Consider the following 17,119-nt stretch of genomic DNA (forward strand, 5'->3'; position numbering starts at 1 on the left):
CCCCCGCCACGCGCCCGTTCGTCGGCAGCGCGATGGGGGCTTAAGTTGTGCTACAGCTCGTAGTCGCAGCGAAGGCGATCAAAGTCCGCTTTTGTCAGAAAGTGGCAATAGGGCAGGTATCGTGGCGGGTTCTGGCTTATATACTTTCTCAGATAGAGCGGGTAACTTCCCTCACCGCTCCAAGCGGCAATTTCAATGTGGGTGGATGTCTGTTCGAGCACAAACTCCACCGCAGGTTCAAGGTCAGTGTCGTTCGACATCAGAATGATTGCGTCGGGGGAATTCGGGCTGAGGGCCGAATTAATAAGCTGCACTGCCAGCGCGACGTCGACCCCTTTCTCCATTGCAGTGAAAAAGCCTGGGTCGTGATCGACGTATTTGAGATCGCGGAAATGGGTAACGACTGACTCGTTCTGTGACCATCGGGCCGCAAAGTGCTCGAACGCTGAATGGGGCTTGGGTTGTCGTAGGGGATTCGGACGACCGCGGAAAACATGCACCTTCCTTAGAATTGAGTCCCGCTTCCTCTTGGAGACTACTGTTTGCGCTAGAGCGAGTGGGTCGACCATACCTTCGTGGGGTGCCGAGTTGCTTAAAGGAATACTTCTCGTCCAGTTCGACGAACGTTTTCGTAATCGAGAAATACGTCTACTTGTTCGCGCTGTTGCTGTGGCATGTCCGATGGCTTCATTCGCGCAGCTCCTCAGTTAAAAAATCCTCGCCATTCCCCGCAAAGGGGAAGACGAGGAGCAATAGCAACAATCATATGTGATGGATATCTGGGGCGCAATTCTAACCACCATCACGTCGCTGTGCCATCGCAATTTACACCCCCAACCGACTACACTTCTAAATCACTATGACCACACGCGCCACACCCCCGGAGAACCAGCCGCGCCGCCGACCCAAGGCGACGACGGTGCCCGTGGCGTCGCGTGAACGCGCGCGGCGGGAGCGGCAGCAGGCGCGCGCCCTCAAGCAGAAGAAACCGCTGGTCAAGCAGGACCTCACCAGCTGGGCGATTCTCATAGCCGTCCTTATTGCGGTCCTTCTGGCCATTGCGGTTCCTCTGCGCAACTACTACGAGGGGCGAAGCGAGATTGCCCGGCTCAACGATTCCATCGCAGCTCTCGAGCAGCGAAAGGCGGACCTGGAATCAGACATCGCGAAATACAACGACCCGGAATACGTCAAGCAGGAGGCGCGACGCCGCCTCGGTGTCATGGAGCCAGGGGAAACAGCGTGGCGAATCATGGACCCGCGGATGACCCAGGGCGAGAACATCACCACGGACCAGGCCCCCGACGACCGCTCCTGGCCGGAGGTGCTGTGGGACAGTCTGCGGGAAGTTCCGGCACCTGAAGCGCCTGCGCCGCCCGCTGACCAGGCCGCAGAAGCACCGGCTGCCAGTGCTCCTGCGGAGCAGCCTGCACCCTAGTGGCGGTGCCAGTCGCCGAAGGCGGTGCCCTTGAGCACCGCATCTGAGCCGGCGAGCTTCTTGACCAACGCCATGCGCTCGTCGTCGCCCGTGGGTACGGCCCGGACGACCTCGGTGTTGTCAAGCGATGACGCCGAGGCGAAGGGCGCCTGTAGGTTGCCCTCTAGCCGGTACGGGCTGGATGTGGACGGGCGGACGTCGAAATCGAAAATCTCCGTGGGCAGATACAGCGTGGCGCAGGCGTTGGGGTAATCCACCACCGCGGAGAAGTGCGCCTCGATGGGGGCCGCGCCGAGGATGAGGAAGGCCTGCTCCTTGGAGTACCCGAAAACGGTGAGGTAATCGATGCAGTGCTTGACAGCGTTCTGGTACGCCAGTGTCGCATCGAGGTGGCGCTGCTCGCCTTCGTTTGTGATGGACAGGCCCGTGAAGGTGAGCCAGTCCGTGTACTTCGGCCCCTGGTCGCTGGGGACGATGTCGACGGAAAACTCGACGTAGCCACCCATTTCAATGGCCCCGCAGAGGGTGATCTCGTTGAAGAACCGGCCCCCGCCTTCCGTTTAGGACGCAGAAGCGTTCCGACGCCCCCGGCACCGCCAAGGAAGATGAATAGCGCCTCGACCCCTGGGGGTAACATCTCGAACCATGACGCCCACCCCTGAGGACCTCGACATCGTCGCCGAGCAGCTCGGCCGCGCGCCCCGCGGCGTGCTCGACATTTCCTACCGCACGCCAGACGGCCAGCCCGCGGTGGTCATGACCGCGCCAAAGCTTGACGACGGGACACCGTTTCCCACCCTCTACTACCTCACCGACCCGCGTCTCACCGCCGAGGCGAGCCGCCTTGAGGTTGCCCAGGTGATGAAGTGGATGGAGCAGCGCCTCGGTGAGGACGCCGAGCTAGCCCGAGACTACCGCGCTGCGCACGAATACTACTTGGCTAAGCGCAATGCCATCGAGGACCTCGGAACCACGTTCTCCGGCGGCGGAATGCCGGACCGAGTCAAGTGCCTGCATGTGCTCATCGCCTACGCGCTCGCCGAAGGCCCGCAGCACATCCGCCTCGGCACGGAAGCGGTCGCGCTCGCCGCCGAACACGGCAATCTGCGTGGCACAGCTATCCCCGCGGACTGGCCCACCGTGGACGATTTGGGCATCGACCTGGAAGAAGCAGGGGAGGGCCTCGCGTGAATCCGGTGACCGTCGCCGCCGTCGACTGCGGTACGAACTCCATCCGCCTGTTGATCAGTCGTCGCAACGAAGACGGCACGAGTGTTGAGATTGCGCGTCGTAACACGATTGTCCGGCTTGGCCAGGGCGTCGATAAGACGGGTACGCTCGACCCCCGCGCCGTGGAACGTACCCGCGCGGCTTTGGCCGCCTATGTCGAGGAAATGGAGGCCGCCGGCGTAACCCGCGTGCGCATGGTCGCCACCTCGGCAACTCGCGACGCGTCGAACCGCGAAGATTTCTTCGCCATGACCCGCGAACTGCTCGGGCGGATCCAGCCGGGTGCTGAAGCGGAAGTAATTTCAGGTGATGAAGAAGCCGCGCTCTCCTACGCCGGCGCCACCGCGGATCTCAAGCAGGCGGGCAACGTGTGCGTCATCGACTTGGGCGGGGGATCGACGGAGTTCATCACCTCGGACTCGTCGATCTCGACTCAAATGGGGTGCGTCCGCGTCACCGAAAGGCTGATGCGCTCTAACCCTCCTGCAGAGCAGGAGGTGGATGCCGCACGCGCTTTCGTGCGCGAGCGGATCGCAGAAGCAGTTGCCGCAGTCGATCTCTCGCGCGCGCAAGGCTTCGTGGGCTGCGCGGGTACCTTCACCACCCTCTGCGCCCTAGCTCAGGGGTTGGAAACATACGACCCTGAGCGCATTCACATGGCCGAAGTGTCGTTCGACAGCGTCAGGCAAGTCGCGGCGGAGCATCTCCGCCAGACCTCGCAGCAGCGCGCGGCACACCCCGCCATTAGCGAAGGGCGCGCCGATGTCATTGCCGCCGGCTGCGTCATTGTGGAAGAAATCATGGATGCCGCGGAGCGGCTGACCAATCATCGCTCGTTCGTAATCAGTGAGAAAGACATCCTCGACGGGATTGTCGCGGGCCTGATCTAGTCCTCGTCGGGTTCGTAGATCTTGTCCTCGGGGTTGGAGGAGCCGGCGCTATCGTTCTTGCGGCCGCGTAGGCGACGCTTGCTCTTGAGATCTTCCACCTCGCGCATGCGTGGCTCAGGATCGAGCTGATTTGCCAGTGCCTTACGGGTCGAGGTGACCACCTGCTTGGTGATGGGCGAATTGGCAACCGCGCGCGAAGCATCGACAATCTGGTGGTAGCGCTTCCTGCCCGCCTTCGTGCCGAACACGTACCCGGCGGCTGCTCCGACAACGAATTGAATCATGGGGCCATAGTACCCATGATTGGATGCACAAGCCTGCATCGATCCGGTTGGCGTGTGAACGTGGGGCCAGCGGGGCTCGAACCCGCGACCAGCGGATTATGAGTCCGCGGCTCTAACCGACTGAGCTATAGCCCCATTGGTAAATCCCGACACACCTTACCCGAGCCACCGAAACCAATTGAAATCCGGGTGGCCGAAACTAGGTGCCAAACCACGCCTAAGCTTGCGATTTGGCTACTTTGGGGGCGCTGTCTATAGTTATAACTCGTTGCGGATACGCTTTCCGTGCGATTTTCCTCCATAGCTCAGTTGGCAGAGCATTCGACTGTTAATCGAAGGGTCACTGGTTCGAGCCCAGTTGGAGGAGCAAAACGAAGCCAGCCAGAGATGGCTGGCTTTTCTGGTGCTTGGGCGCACCGGAAAAGGTGATGGGGAAACGTGAGGATTCATTGAGCCTGTTAAAGACAGTGGGTTGGATCGCGGCGATCGGTCTGACGGGTGCCTTAGCCGTCGAACTCCTTGGAGCAAGCCCGGTAACTGTGGAGAAAATTGTCGACGGTGACACGATCGACGTGCGTCTCGACGGCGAGACGACACGCATCCGGTTCCTCAACGTGGACACCCCCGAAATCGGTCGTGACGGGGCACCCGCTGAATGCCTTGCCGAAGAAGCCCGCCAGTACCTCGCAGATCGCCTTCCCATTGGCTCTGTGGTGGAGCTTGAATTTGACCAGGAGAGACTGGATAAGTACGGGCGGAGCTTGGCAGGGGTCTTTGTCGACGATTCGCTGATCAATGCGGAAATTGCCCGGGAAGGCCTGGGCCGCGCCGTGGACATCGCCCCCAACCACCGCTTCTACTCCGAAGTAGCCGAGGCGGAAAGGGAAGCAAACGAAGCTAAACGCGGGTTATCAACGCTGGGCCCGGAGTGCTTCGTCGCACAGCAAGACGCGGAGGCGATCCGCGAGGCTGAACAAGCTCAACAGGAGGCGCAGAACTTGATCCTGCTCTTGCCTTACCTGAACGATGACGGCAACCTCGCGCAGGTACAGCGCAGCGCACGACGAATCGCGGAGGCGAGGGCGACACTGGCTACAGTACACACCGCAGGGGAAAGACAATCCGAGTTTCAAAAGAGCGCCTATGGCGACAGCTACAAGGACACGGTGAACACGCTCGAAGATAGGCTCCAGCGCGCCGAATCCAGGATCGACGAGGCTATCGCACGCGAACAGGAACGTCGCGATGCGCAGGAGCGCGCCGAGGAACAGCGCAACGGCGACGACATCGACGCCGCGCGGAAAGACACGGAGAATCAACCTCGGATGGAGTCGTCAGCACCGAGCAGTTCCGCGCCCCCTGCTGCCGCTTTGCACTCGGGAGGCGGGGGAGATACCTACACCGGGTGCCGCGCATACGGAGGAAACTACGCGTTTACCTCCGTAGACGACGAGGGTCGGCGATACGCGAAGATCGACTGCGCTACCAAGGCACAAATCGGCTGAGCTCCGGCGCCTCAATATGGATCAAAAATCCGGTTACAGTGGAAAGCATGAAACGTTCACTTGCTGCTATCGGAGCCGCCGGCGCACTCGCGCTGACGGCATTGCCCGCTACCGCTCAGGCGGAGGAGGTTGCACCGTTCGACCCGTTCGCATCCTCGGTGGACACATCGGCCATCGACGAGGCGCTCGCGTCCCTGACCGAAACCAGCTCCAACGCTGTGGCCGCCTGGAGCACCCAGCTTGGATCCGCCGAAGGACTCTTCCCCGGAATCCTCCCCGCGCCTGTCCCAGCGGGCGAATGCGCTCCGCAGGAGTTCGACGCCGTCGTGGACGGGTGGCCGGGCGTTGCAGGCACGATCGTCGAATGGTGCAACGGTGAGTGGGCCGTCGCCGGTGCCAACCAGACGGACTGGAAGGTCTTCTTCCACCACGACGGGCAGAACTGGGTGGGGCTCGCGCCGGATGGGTCAAAGAAAACCGGTTTGCAGCAGGGCTGCTTCAACGGCATTAAGCTGCGCGAACAGGGCGCTCCGCAAGAGTTCCTCGACCGCACCCCGATCTGCACGCCGGAGGAAATCGGGTACTTCCCGCGGTAAACGAAACCAGGCGCCGTGGCTGCTCATGATACGGAAGAGATAACCGTTAAGGGGATGACTTCTGGCTCCCCCGAACCTTTCGAGAGCGGGACACGGCTCAGGGCGTTAGCTATCTGCGCGCCTGCTACTCGCGAACTCTGGGTCTGGAGGCTGCGGGCGCGCCCGGGGTGTACTCGGGCGAATACTTCGACCCCTGTGGCGATGACCCCTCCCCGCACTGGTTCACGCCGGAGGACTTGTTCGCGGTCTCGTGCCTAAGCACCCCTATCCCAGCTTAGGCTGGGATCCGCTCGCGGCGCGACGGTGCAGTCAGAGAAAAGGTTGCTGTACTTCTTGAACAGATCCCGAGAGATGTCGGACTGTGGGAACTAGACGACCCTCGTAGTCAACTCGGTGATTTCGCGCTCGAACGCTACCTCAGAGAGCTCCCCGGGATAGGGGAAGTGCGCGCCACCAAGCTCATTGCGCGCAAGCGCCCTGAGATCTACCCCGTAGTGGATCGGGTGGTGCGCGCGGTTACTGGGACGTCGAGAAGCGAATTTACCGTTCCTTTCGCGCAAGCCCTCCGGGAGGACAATTGCGCGCTTGTTGCCGAGCTGGCGGCGCTCGGCGCCCGCGCCGGTCTTCCAGCGGAATCTATTTACTCCCAGTCATGGAGGGCACGACGAACGCCTCGGATGCTTACGTCGCCGGGTACTTCATCGGCGAGCCCGGGCCCAGCGGGAGGCCGAGGAAGTACCACAGCAGGAAGAAGAGGAACCAGCCGACCAAGATCGAGATCGAGTAAGGAAGGGCGAGGGACATCAGGGTGCCCACTCCCGCCTTCTTGTAGTAGCGCTGCAGCAACACCAGTGCAAGGCCGAAGAACGGTGACATCGGGGTGATGATGTTGGTCGGGGAGTCACCGATACGGAAGAGCATCTGCGCCACCTCGGGCGCGACTCCGACGTACATCATCATCGGGACCACAACCGGGGCCATGAGAGCCCACTGCGCGGACCCTGAGGTAATCAGCATGTTGAGCACGGCGACCATGGCGACGAGGCCCGCGAAAAGCAGCGCCGGGGGAAGGTCCCACTGCTGCAGCAGCTCCGCGCCCTTAATTGCTGTCCAGGGCCCCAAGTTCGACCACTGGAACCAGGCCAGGAACTGGGACACGGCAAAGAACAGAACCAACATGGGCAGCATCGTCTCAAGCCCCTTGGCCATCATGTCGGGAATGTCGCCGGAGCTCTTGATGCTGCCTGTGGTCAGGCCGTAGGCGAGACCGACGAAGAAGAACCCCAGCGTGATCGGCACCGCCACCGCCTGAATCAGCGGCGACTGCATGAACCCTTCCTCGGGGCGGGCAAACGGGGAGGCAGGGATGAACAGCAGCGCGAAGTAGATGGCGAGGAACACCAGCAAGGTGATGAGCGCGGAGACCAAGCCCTTCGACTCGACCGGTGTAAGGGTCAGGGAAATCTCCTCGGAATCTTCGGGGTCGTTGGAGGGGGCGTCGTCACGCGATTGCTCGAAAGAAACCTCGCTGTGGTCGATGAGCTCGTGCGCCTTCTTATCCACAAAGAATTCCGTCACTGCCGTGATGAGCAGGGAGAGGAACACGGCCGAGGGGATGACGAAGAAAATATTGGCCAGCGGCGAAACTACGTAGTTCTCGTCGACCATTTGGGCTGCCGATGTCGAAATTCCCGCGAGCAGAAGGTCGGTGATGTTGAGAACGAGTGAGGCGTTGAAACCCGCGCTCGACGCCGCGAACGCGACCATTGCACCGACGATCGGGGAGCGGCCGACGGCATGGAAGGCCATCGCGCCGAGCGGGATGATGATGACGTAGATCGCGTCGGAGGCGACGGAGCCCGTGACGCCTGCTAGAGCGATCATGAACGTGAGAATCTTCGGGTTGACGTAACCGACCATGGCGCGCACCATCGTGGAAAGCAGGCCGGTGTATTCGGCGACCGCGACACCCAGCATGACCGCGAGAACCACACCCAGCGGCGGGAAGGAGACGAAGTTCTTCACCGCATCCGTCACCATCCGTGAGAGATTCTCGGTGGTCAACAGGGATTCGACCGCGATGGTGTCACCGCTGCCGGGGTCTGTGGCGCTCATGCCGATCCGGTTGCCAATCCACGACAGCGCCACAACGACGCCAGAAAGGATGACAAACAGCCAGAACGGATTGGGCAGCTTGTTGCCGACCTTCTCGATGACTCCGAGGAAACCGCCCCCACCGGTGTCCTTCTCTTCGGGTTCCTTGGTCGTCGTCGACCCTTGAGTGTGTGATCCTGTCATGGCGTCGTTTCCTGGTCGGGATTTGATGTGAAACACCTTAACGCACACTTAGTATAGGGTGGCGAAGATGTCGCCGAGACGGTGCGGTGAACTGGGCCGGAAGGAGCGAATGAAAGTGTCTACAGTTGCGATGAGAAACCGCGGGAGCGGATGCGCGGCCGCGGCGGCTGCCGTTGTCGCGTTGGTCGCCATCGCCGCGGTGGTGCTCGTGATGATTCGTCCTGTGTTGTTCGGCCTCGGGCGCGAGAGCATCACCGACGAGCAAATCGGGGCATCCTTCAAGGAGATCGCTGAGCTGTCAGTGGAGGAGTACGCGTATTCAACGGTGGGCTCGTTCGAGCAGGAGGGCTTCACCGTCGCGGGGCGCGCCGTCCCCTTTACCGGACGCAACTTCCTGGTGACATTCGATGGATCCGTCAAGGCGGGGCTTCGCGACGCCGAGCAAGTCGTGGTGGACATCGACGAGGACGCCGAGAAACTCACCGTGCGCGTGCCGCGCGTGGCCATCACCGAAAACTCCGTCAACCCAGCAAGCATCACCGTGTACGACCAGTCGATGAATCCCTTGAACCAGATCAGGGTGGACGACGTTGCCGGTTTCCTCGCTGAGCAAGAAAAACGTGCGGAGGAAAAGGCTATAGAGGAGGGTCTTCTCAAGCGCGCCGAGCAGCGCACTGAGGAACTCATGCGCAGCCACGCCAGTGCGTTGATTGAGGGCACCAACATGGCGGGGTATCAGGTGGAGGTGCGCTGGAGCTAAACTCCACCGGGCGGTTGTTGTCTGCGGTTACACTCGCGCGGGTGAGTGCAGAAGAACTGGAACCGATGCTCCTAACCGTCTACCGCGTCCTCGAATTGATCGGCGTGTTCCTTGCCGCGCTGGTTGGCGGCACGGTTGCACGCACAATGAAGTTCGACATCGTGGGCTTTCTCATCATCGCCGTTGTGTCGGCGCTTGCGGGAGGTGCGCTCAGAGATACCCTTATTAACTCCGGACTCGTCGCCGCCCTAGACAGCCCGGAATATGTGTGGACGGCCATGGCCGGCGCCGCGGTGGCGTTTGTCACTCGACTGCACGGATTCTTCTGGACAATCTTCCACTACCACGCGGACATGGCGATCCTCGGTGTGTGGGCGGTGACCGGTTCAACCAAAGCGCTGCTCAACGGCGTTTCTCCCCTCGGGTGTGTCCTCATGGGTGTTGTCACGGCCACGGGTGGCGGCATTCTGCGGGACATGATGTGCGGCCAGGTGCCCTCCGTGCTGAAAAACCAGCAGATGACGGTCATCCCGGCTGTCGTCGCAGGAACCCTCAACGTGGGGCTTTACCACGCGGGGTACGACGCCTGGGGAATGATCGTCTCCCCGATCGTGGCGTTCTTGCTGGCCATGCTCGTGTATTGGAAGGGCTGGTACGTCCCGGCGCGCCAAGATTTCGCCCCGGTCAACGACATCGCGCTGAGCCTGCGCCGCTCCTTCAGCGGAGTGGAACAGCAGTTGCGCACCGCCGCGCGGAAGGTGGAGCCCACAGATGTCCGATCGTGGCGGCACGAGAAAATGGAGGAGATCGAGGACGAGGAAGATGGTCTCACCCGCGACGAGTTCATCGACATGCTCTACCGCGCGTACAGCCGATCAGGCGACGACGGGGACACCGGGTGGGTGCGGCGCACGTAACATCGGGTTCATGGACCTAGCCAAGCACCTCTCTGGGTGGCCGGTGGACAACGTCTCGGCCGCGCTCGTCGGAAAGCAGGACGCGACCTACGGCGACCAGCACGTCATCTACGAGCTCATGAGCGTGACCAAGCTACTCGCCGCATACAGCTTCCTCATGGCCGTCGAAGAGGGAGCATTCTCGCTCGATAGCGCCTGCGGGCCCACCGGGTCGACCGTACGCCATCTGCTGTCGCACGCCTCCGGAGTAGGGCTTGATTCGCGCAAGGCCCAGAAACCGGTCGGTGAGCGGCGCATTTACTCGTCCGCCGGCTTCGAAATTCTCGACGACTTTCTCCACGAGCGCAGTGGGATGCACCTTGGGGAGTACGCGCGCCTCGGCGTTTTCGAGCCACTCGGCATGGACAGCGCGGAGATTTATGGGTCTGCGGGGCACGGCGGGAGGGCGTCGCTAAGCGATATGCGCGCCTTCGCTCGCGAGTTGACGGCGCCCACGCTGCTGAGCGAGCAGACGCTTATCGACGCCTTCGCCAACCAATTCGGTGAGCTGCGCGGGATCGTCCCCGGATACGGGATGCAGAAGCCCTGCCCGTGGGGTCTGGGATTTGAGATCCGGGGCGAGAAATCGCCGCACTGGACCGGTGACAACATGCCCGCAGACACTGTGGGGCACTTCGGAATGTCCGGAACCTACCTCTGGGTCGTGCCGGCGTGGTCAGATTCACCGGCAGCGGGGACCGCGATGGTCGTTCTCACCGACCGCGATTTCGGCGATTGGGCGAAACCTTTGTGGCAGGAGACGAACGCGGCGGTGTTTGAGGAGCTTTCCGGCTAGGGCGTGGAGCTGAACTCTGCCGTGGCTGAGTGTTGTGCTGTTGCTGGCGGGGGTGTGGGCAGGCAGAATCGGCGGTGTTCTTAGGTTTGCGACAATGTGGGGGTTTGTCGGTGCGTCGGTTCGGTGTGTTTGTTGGCTTGGTCGGGGTTGTCGGTTTAGTGTCGGGGTGTGCGTCGGGTGCGGATGTGGGTGTTCTGGGTCAGACGGGTGCTGCTGGGCCTGCTTCTTCGGAGGCGGCTGTTTCTCCGGAGCCGGCTGCGTTTCACTTTGACAGCGGGGACTTGGTGATCGGGCCGTTTGATCCCGAGGAGGTCAAGCACAATCTTTTCGACCCGTGCACGGAAATCTCCGATGCGGAGTTCGCGGCGGCGGGGATGGTGAAGAGCGAGGTGCAGCCTGAGCAATCCGCGCTTAATGATCGGTATATCAGTACTTGCGCTTTAGACGACGATGACGACTACGGAGTGGTGCTTGTCGTCGCTAACGCCGCCGACAGAAACATTATTCTCAGTTCCTCTCCTTCTTATACTGTGAGCTCGCTTGTTCCACCGGGCGCGTTCGCTTTTGGGGCTCCAAGTGGTTTGGGAGACTCGTGCGATGTAGCGGTGGAGACGGATAGAGGAACGCTGTCCGTGAGCGTGGGGTCGGCACGAATGCTTAACGATCCGTCAACTCTATGTTCGCAGGCGGAGGAACTGATGAACGCTCTTTACGAGCAGCACTGAGGGTGTCAGGAAGTTTGTGTGTGAGGCTCTGATCTAGAAGGAGTTTCACCGATAATGACTAAGGTGTCACCGAAGAAAGGCCACGACCCGGCAAGGGTCAATGAGATCAGCGAGAAGCTGATGGAAAATCCTGAGCTCGCCAGCTTGATCAGCGAACTGTCGACCTCTGCAGATGATGCAAGCGATCTGGTCAAAGGCCTGTTGCAGGCATCGATCAACGCCGGTCTGCAGGCGGAGATGGATGCACATTTGGGCTACGGCCATGCCGACCGTAAGGCGAAAGCCCGGTTGGAAACCGCACAGGAGAGCAATCACCGCAACGGGTCGTACACCAAGACCGTCGATTCCGGCTACGGCCGACTAGAGGTCACCATGCCCAGGGATCGTGCCGGCACGTTCACCCCGCAGATGGTGCCGAAGGGGTCGCGCCGTTTGACCGAGCTCGACGACATGATCATCTCGCTGTACGCCGGTGGGATGACCGTGCGCGATATTCAGCACCACCTCGCCACCACCCTCGGGGTGGACATGAGCCCGGATACCATCAGCACGATTACTGACGCGGTGCTTGATGAGGTGATGCTGTGGCAGAACCGCCAGTTGGACGAGTTCTACCCGGTGATCTTCCTCGACGCGCTACGCGTAAAAATCCGCGATGGCCACCGCGTGGTCAACAAGTCTTGCTACATGGCGGTAGGCGTCGACATGGACGGCATCAAGCACATCCTGGGATTGTGGATCGCAGACAATGAAGGCGCCAGTTTTTGGGCATCCGTGTGCGCTGACCTTGCCAACCGTGGGGTCCAAGACGTGTTCATCGTCTGTTGCGACGGGCTCAAAGGCCTGCCGGACGCCGTGGAGGCAACCTGGCCGAATTCCATGGTGCAGACCTGCATCGTGCATCTGATCCGGGCGGCAAATAGGTGGGTGTCTTACCAAGACCGCAAACCCGTATCCAGCGCGTTGCGGGAGGTCTACACCGCGCCGAATGAGGACACCGCCCGCGCCGCCCTGGACGCGTTCGAGGCGTCCGAGCTGGGACGGAAGTATCCGCAATCGGTCAAAGTCTGGCGCGACGCCTGGGACCGGTTTGTGCCGTTTTTGCAGTTCCCGCCTGCGGCACGGCGGGTACTCTACACCACGAATTCGATCGAATCGCTGAATGCTGAGCTGCGGAAAGCCACCCGCAACCGCGGCCAGTTCCCGAACGATACTGCGGCGCTGAAAACGCTGTGGCTGATGATCTGCAACATCGAGGACAAGCGCGCTGCCCAGCGAGCGAAGAAAGCGAAGCGCGCCATCGAATGCAGCGGCTATATTGAAGGAGCGAAAGCCACCGGGTGGAAACAAGCCATCAACCAACTAGCCGTGGCATACCCCGACCGATTCGCGGACTACTTGTAAACCAAGCCCCCGCACACAAAGAATCGGACACCCTCGCAGCACTCCGTTGATCACTAAAGTGTGCATCGCATTTGATCCTTTCCCGAAAAAGCAGCTTTAGAATTCGAGCTGTCCGATCAGATCCTGGAAGCGTGCTCCCTGGCTCGCTTTCAAGAAGTTCATCTAGGTGGGGGAATGAATCAGAAAATGCAGGTGAATGTTGGGGAGATTGAAGGTGCGATTTCCCAGCTGCGCTCTATAGCGAGCGACGCTCTACTCGATCGCCAGGGTTTCGGGCGCGGAGATCTTGCGGGTTTTTCTCCTGTGTCGGGTCTTGATGAGTCGGGGGTGTCGCATGGTCGTGTGTCGTCGGTGAGTCGTCCGGAGGCGTTGAAGGCGTTGGCGGCGCATGTGCTGGATGCTGCGGTGTTGCTGGAGGCGAATTTGGATAGTGTTGTTGGTGCTGATGGGGCGTTTTCCCACATGGTGGGTTCCATTGGGTTAGCCAATGTGTGGGGTGCGTCGGCGTCGGCGGTGGATGTGGATATGAAGTTGGCGCAGGTGGAGAACCCGTCGACGAATCCGTTTGTGTTCGGCCGTCCGGTGGCTGGGTTTGTGGCGTCGTTGCCGGTGTTGCATGGCCAGTTCCAGGCCACTGATCCATCACGTGCGCTGTCGGAGGCGGCGGCGTGGGAGTCGACGGCGGTCAAGGTTTCTGAGGTGGTGTCTCGGTTGGATGCGGTGGTGGCGGCGTTGGGGTCGTCTGCGGAGACGTCGTGGGTGGATAAGGCGATTGAGCGGGTGCGGCGGATTCAGTGGGCGGGTGGCCAGTTTGCGGCGCATGCTTCGGCGATGGGGGTGCATGCGGGTAATTTGGCGGCGGTTGCTGGTGCGGAGAAGGCGACTGCGGCAGCGGCGTATGCGTCGTGGTTGGCGGCGCCGGTGGAGGTTAAGCCGGTGGTGGAGCAGGCGTATATGGCGGCGTTTCCGCCGCGGTTGACGGCAGGGTTGGTGCCGACGGTGCCGCCTTTTAATCAGTTGTTGCCGGCGTTGGATGCGATGCCTGCGGCACCGTTTTCACCGGAGGCGGTGGTGGTGCCTGCCGCACCAGCGTTTGAGAGCCGTGTGTTGCCGCAGGTGGTCAAAGATGCGTTGGTGGCTAACGGGTTTTCGGATGTGGCGTATGCGACTACTCCGCAGGACGTGTTGGCGGCTGCACCCGCAGGTGGCGCGGGTGTTGGTGCGGGTGGCCTGTCACCGGTTGCGGGTGCGACGCAGGCGGCATCGGTGGCGACGCTGCCACCGGTTACGGCAGCTCCGGCTGGGTCTGCCCCGGTGGTGCCTGTGGGTGCGGGACATGCCGGGTTTGGTGGTTCACCGTTTGGTGTCACCCCGGGGGTAAGTCCTGTGTTGGGCACAGGTGGTGCTCATAGCGGTGCCCGCGGTGCTGTGCCGGGTGGCCGTGTAGGTGGCAGGCAGGGTGTGGGTTCTGCTGTGGGTGCGGGTGCTGGGTCCGCGGTGGGCCTTATCGGCCGCGGCGGTGCGGGTGTGGGTACGATCCCACCCGGTCTCACGGGCCCGGGGCTCACGGGCCCTGGTGTTGGCGCACCGCTGGCACCGGGGTCCACTACCGCATCGACCGCAACGAGTGCGCACACCGCGAATCGTTCCGTGGCGGTCGGTGGCCCGATGAGCCCAAGCGCCCACGCAGGCGGTGGCGGGTCGAGGAAGCGTCGCGTGCGGGCGGTAACCAGCGCGGTGGAACGCAACGGCAACCTGCGCGCCCTGCTCGGTGATGCCCCCGCAGTACTGCCCGACGTCATCGGCGACGACGTCCGCACCCCACGACGCAAAACCTAACGCACAGCGAAGAACGCCTTCTTGCTCAAGAGGTCCGGCTGGATCGCGAGAACGCCCTCACCAGCAGTGCCGGCGGGAATCAGGAACGCCTCGTTGCCGCTTACCGACGCGCCACTGTAGAGCGACGTCAGCGTGTCCAGGGCGTCGGGGGCGACGACAAGCGTGTCGAAAGACGTCACGCTGCGGCCGTCGGGGGTGACGTACTCGATGAGAGGCATGGGCATCGAGCCCTGCGGATTGTCACCCTTGTAGGTGATGGTGACGTTCGCCAGCGCGTAGGTCTGGTCTGGGCCCGGCTGATCGTTGACCGGGTTTTCGGCGGTCACCGCATCTGTTGCATCGAGGTCGACGCTGTTGAGGGTGACGGACCATTCTTCGTTTTCCACAGTGGCGCCGATCGGCAGCGGGTTGTCGCGCGTGGACCCTGCGGTTGACCCTCCCTGAGCGGCGGAGCCCTCCGCGACCGGGGCGACCGCACTTTCCGGTCCTGCTACGGATACGTCCTGGTTGAAGCTCTCGTCGAAGGCCCGTCCGACGGCGAACAGGAAAACAATTACCGAAACGATGGTTCCGACGATCGAGACGATGACGGCGGCCACGGCGGTGCCCTTCTTAGCCTTCATGAACAAGCCAATGATGCCGAGGATGAAGCCGATCGGCAGAAGGATCCAACCGAGGATGAATGCGCCAGGGATGCAGCCGAAAATGAAGCCGGCAATCGCGCAGACGAGCGCGATGATTCCAACGGTGTTGCGCTGAGGTGGCTCCACCGGTGCGATCGGCTGGGCTGGCCCGACGGGGGCGGTGTACAAGGTTGACATAGGAAAACTCCCTTCGAGGGCGCAAGCCCCCGCTAGTGGTGGACTGGTGGGAGGAAGAGTAGAATCCGCCCCAGACACCACCTCACAGGACCTCGACAGAATGTCCTAAGCCGCTGGGTGGGGGCTGGGAAATCGGTCGATTCGGGGTAACCTCACCGTCATGCTCGCCATCCTCGCAGCTCTCGCTATCGGCTCGATCATTCCGATTCAAACGGCCGCCAATTCGCGATTGCGCTTGAGCGTGGGAGGGTTCCCCGTCGTCTCGGCGCTGATTTCCTTCACGGTCGCGTTTCTCGTTTCCGTCATCGCGACAGCAATTCTCGTCGGCCACCCCGTGCCGGACTTTGCTGCTGCGGTGCGCGAGCCGTGGTGGGTGTGGTCCGGAGGCGCGTTGGGCGTGATGTTCGTGATGGGCAACATTCTGCTGTTTCCCCGCATCGGGGCCGTGGCCACGGTGGTGCTGCCGATCCTCGGGCAGGTAGTGATGGGCCTGACCATCGACCAGTTCGGGTTGTTCCGTGCGCCTCAGCTCGACGTCGGGTTAGGACGGATTCTGGGTGCGATCGTGGTCGTGGTGGGGATTGCGCTTGTGGTGGGCGTCGGCAAGCAAGGCGCGGTGGTGAGCGGTTCGTGGGCGTGGCGCGCGGTTGGGGTGGGGATTGGTATGGCGTCGGCGGTTCAGACGACGATCAACGGGCACCTGGGCACGGTCGCGGGGTCGTCGCTGCATGCTGCGGAGATCAACCTTGCCGTCGGGGCGCTGCTGCTGTTCGCCATTGCGCTGGTGACATCGCCGCGGCAGCTGGTCACGCGGCCTGAGCCGGGGCCGTGGTGGATGTGGTCCGGCGGTGTGATCGGCGCGATCTTTGTCGCAGGTGGTGCGACGCTCGCCCCGGTGCTGGGCACGGCGACGACAGTGATTGGGATCAACGCAGGCACGATCGCGGGCGGCCAGGTGATTGAGTCGATGGGGTGGTTTGGGGCGAAGCGGCTGCGTGTCGACCCCCTGCGCGTGGTGGGGCTGGTGCTCATTTTCGCGGGCGTGGTCGCGGTGCGCACTCTCTAACCCTCAACAAAAGCTTCACTAAATAGGGGTGTAAAGCTGCGGTTGAGGGTTGCTCGTGGTGGCTGTGTGACGCAACATCGGTCAAGAGATTTTTGAGGCCGTTGGGGAAGACGAACCTCGTCTCGTCGCGCACCCACCGCTCGCAGCAGCGGTAGGGGGGCGCGGCGCCGCCACGCATTGGAGGACACCCCATGACAACGACACTCGCCGCCACCACGTCCGCCGTCATCGACATTGACGGGATGCCCGCGCGCCTGCGGGGGGACGTCGAGAAGCTATTGTGCGAACTGCCCCAGGACCGAGCCGACTACTCGCTTTTCGACGTCTGGGACACAGCCTGGTTCACCCGCTGGCACCGCAACCCCGACGGCACGATCGGCTGCCGCGAACTGGTGTACGCCCCCGCTGCGGACCTGGCGCGCTTCCGCGAAAACCTCACTACGCTGGCACAGCGGGCTGGTTTCGCGGCGCAACTGACAACCCGTGTCGCATAGTTTCCCTACGATGGGGA

18 protein-coding genes, 2 tRNA genes and 1 pseudogene are annotated in these 17,119 nt (G+C 62.1%); 15 read left to right on the forward strand and 6 right to left on the reverse strand.

Annotation, left to right across the window (positions count from 1 at the left end; genetic code table 11):
• Positions 1-50: 50 nt before the first annotated feature.
• Positions 51-500, reverse strand: coding sequence for an NYN domain-containing protein (locus tag E3227_RS07070; protein WP_342778819.1), 450 nt, complete (start codon positions 498-500; stop codon positions 51-53).
• A gap of 359 nt (positions 501-859) precedes the next feature.
• Between E3227_RS07070 and E3227_RS07075 the strand changes: the two genes are divergently transcribed.
• Positions 860-1,438: an FtsB family cell division protein gene (locus E3227_RS07075; RefSeq protein ID WP_144318021.1), complete on the forward strand. Its 579-nt coding sequence runs from the start codon at positions 860-862 to the stop codon at positions 1,436-1,438.
• Here the strand turns inward: E3227_RS07075 and E3227_RS07080 are convergent.
• Positions 1,435-1,944: an acetamidase/formamidase family protein gene (locus E3227_RS07080; RefSeq protein WP_246062646.1), complete on the reverse strand. Its 510-nt coding sequence runs from the start codon at positions 1,942-1,944 to the stop codon at positions 1,435-1,437. The genes E3227_RS07075 and E3227_RS07080 overlap by 4 nt on opposite strands.
• A gap of 139 nt (positions 1,945-2,083) precedes the next feature.
• Here E3227_RS07080 and E3227_RS07085 point away from each other — a divergent pair, with 139 nt between their 5' ends.
• Positions 2,084-2,629 (forward strand): DUF501 domain-containing protein, encoded by a 546-nt coding sequence (locus tag E3227_RS07085; RefSeq protein ID WP_144318022.1) that lies wholly within the window; start codon positions 2,084-2,086, stop codon positions 2,627-2,629.
• Complete coding sequence (locus E3227_RS07090; protein ID WP_144318023.1) at positions 2,626-3,558, forward strand: Ppx/GppA phosphatase family protein; 933 nt, start codon at positions 2,626-2,628, stop codon at positions 3,556-3,558. Before E3227_RS07085 ends, E3227_RS07090 begins: the two co-directional genes overlap by 4 nt.
• Here E3227_RS07090 and E3227_RS07095 read toward each other — a convergent pair.
• Together E3227_RS07095 and E3227_RS07100 are read right to left on the reverse strand one after the other, a co-directional pair.
• Positions 3,555-3,842 carry a hypothetical protein gene (locus E3227_RS07095; RefSeq protein ID WP_006839857.1) on the reverse strand — a complete coding sequence of 96 codons (288 nt, stop codon included), beginning with the start codon at positions 3,840-3,842 and terminating at the stop codon, positions 3,555-3,557. The two genes, E3227_RS07090 and E3227_RS07095, sit on opposite strands and share 4 nt — an antisense overlap.
• Before the next feature lie 61 nt (positions 3,843-3,903).
• Positions 3,904-3,977 (reverse strand) — tRNA-Ile (locus tag E3227_RS07100).
• Positions 3,978-4,136: 159 nt separating this feature from the next.
• On the opposite strand from E3227_RS07100, the gene E3227_RS07105 reads away from it, so the two are divergent.
• From E3227_RS07105 to E3227_RS11945, 4 genes and pseudogenes are all read left to right on the forward strand, one after another.
• Positions 4,137-4,209: transfer RNA gene (locus E3227_RS07105), tRNA-Asn, on the forward strand.
• A 172-nt stretch (positions 4,210-4,381) separates the two neighbouring features.
• Positions 4,382-5,347 (forward strand): thermonuclease family protein, encoded by a 966-nt coding sequence (locus tag E3227_RS07110; RefSeq protein WP_170228650.1) that lies wholly within the window; start codon positions 4,382-4,384, stop codon positions 5,345-5,347.
• Positions 5,348-5,394: 47 nt separating this feature from the next.
• Positions 5,395-5,943: a hypothetical protein gene (locus tag E3227_RS07115; RefSeq protein ID WP_144318025.1), complete on the forward strand. Its 549-nt coding sequence runs from the start codon at positions 5,395-5,397 to the stop codon at positions 5,941-5,943.
• A 359-nt stretch (positions 5,944-6,302) separates the two neighbouring features.
• Positions 6,303-6,518: pseudogene (locus E3227_RS11945) on the forward strand (DUF6308 family protein); the annotation flags it as partial.
• A gap of 106 nt (positions 6,519-6,624) precedes the next feature.
• On the opposite strand, the gene E3227_RS07120 reads toward E3227_RS11945, so the two are convergent.
• A complete protein-coding gene (locus E3227_RS07120) occupies positions 6,625-8,241 on the reverse strand; it encodes an AbgT family transporter (RefSeq protein ID WP_246062647.1) in 1,617 nt (538 codons plus the stop codon).
• 130 nt (positions 8,242-8,371) lie between these two features.
• Between E3227_RS07120 and E3227_RS07125 the strand changes: the two genes are divergently transcribed.
• The 6 genes from E3227_RS07125 to E3227_RS11815 all read left to right on the forward strand — a co-directional run bounded on the left by E3227_RS07125 (position 8,372) and on the right by E3227_RS11815 (position 14,721).
• On the forward strand, positions 8,372-9,001 hold the full coding sequence (locus E3227_RS07125) for a DUF4230 domain-containing protein (protein WP_246062648.1): 630 nt from the start codon (positions 8,372-8,374) through the stop codon (positions 8,999-9,001).
• A 41-nt stretch (positions 9,002-9,042) separates the two neighbouring features.
• Positions 9,043-9,918, forward strand: coding sequence for a trimeric intracellular cation channel family protein (locus tag E3227_RS07130; RefSeq protein ID WP_246062649.1), 876 nt, complete (start codon positions 9,043-9,045; stop codon positions 9,916-9,918).
• Between the two features lie 10 nt (positions 9,919-9,928).
• Complete coding sequence (locus E3227_RS07135) at positions 9,929-10,753, forward strand: serine hydrolase domain-containing protein (RefSeq protein WP_144318027.1); 825 nt, start codon at positions 9,929-9,931, stop codon at positions 10,751-10,753.
• Between the two features lie 185 nt (positions 10,754-10,938).
• Positions 10,939-11,478 carry a DUF3558 family protein gene (locus tag E3227_RS07140; RefSeq protein ID WP_170228651.1) on the forward strand — a complete coding sequence of 180 codons (540 nt, stop codon included), beginning with the start codon at positions 10,939-10,941 and terminating at the stop codon, positions 11,476-11,478.
• A 54-nt stretch (positions 11,479-11,532) separates the two neighbouring features.
• The gene (locus E3227_RS07145) at positions 11,533-12,882 is read left to right on the forward strand and encodes an IS256 family transposase (RefSeq protein WP_144317273.1); all 1,350 of its coding nucleotides are present in this window, start codon (positions 11,533-11,535) and stop codon (positions 12,880-12,882) included.
• A gap of 174 nt (positions 12,883-13,056) precedes the next feature.
• Positions 13,057-14,721, forward strand: a complete 1,665-nt coding sequence (locus tag E3227_RS11815) for a hypothetical protein (protein WP_144318029.1) — start codon at positions 13,057-13,059, stop codon at positions 14,719-14,721.
• Here the strand turns inward: E3227_RS11815 and E3227_RS07155 are convergent.
• Positions 14,718-15,542 (reverse strand): DUF4190 domain-containing protein, encoded by an 825-nt coding sequence (locus tag E3227_RS07155; RefSeq protein ID WP_144318030.1) that lies wholly within the window; start codon positions 15,540-15,542, stop codon positions 14,718-14,720. The two genes, E3227_RS11815 and E3227_RS07155, sit on opposite strands and share 4 nt — an antisense overlap.
• Positions 15,543-15,702: 160 nt before the next feature.
• Between E3227_RS07155 and E3227_RS07160 the strand changes: the two genes are divergently transcribed.
• Both E3227_RS07160 and E3227_RS07165 read left to right on the forward strand, forming a co-directional pair.
• On the forward strand, positions 15,703-16,608 hold the full coding sequence (locus tag E3227_RS07160) for a DMT family transporter (RefSeq protein WP_144318031.1): 906 nt from the start codon (positions 15,703-15,705) through the stop codon (positions 16,606-16,608).
• Positions 16,609-16,799: 191 nt separating this feature from the next.
• Entirely contained in the window at positions 16,800-17,102 is a 303-nt protein-coding gene (locus E3227_RS07165; RefSeq protein WP_144318032.1) for a hypothetical protein, read from the forward strand.
• Positions 17,103-17,119: the final 17 nt, after the last annotated feature.

Origin of the sequence: Corynebacterium sanguinis, from assembly GCF_007641235.1 — a bacterium.
Classification (GTDB): Bacteria; Actinomycetota; Actinomycetes; order Mycobacteriales; family Mycobacteriaceae; genus Corynebacterium; species Corynebacterium sanguinis.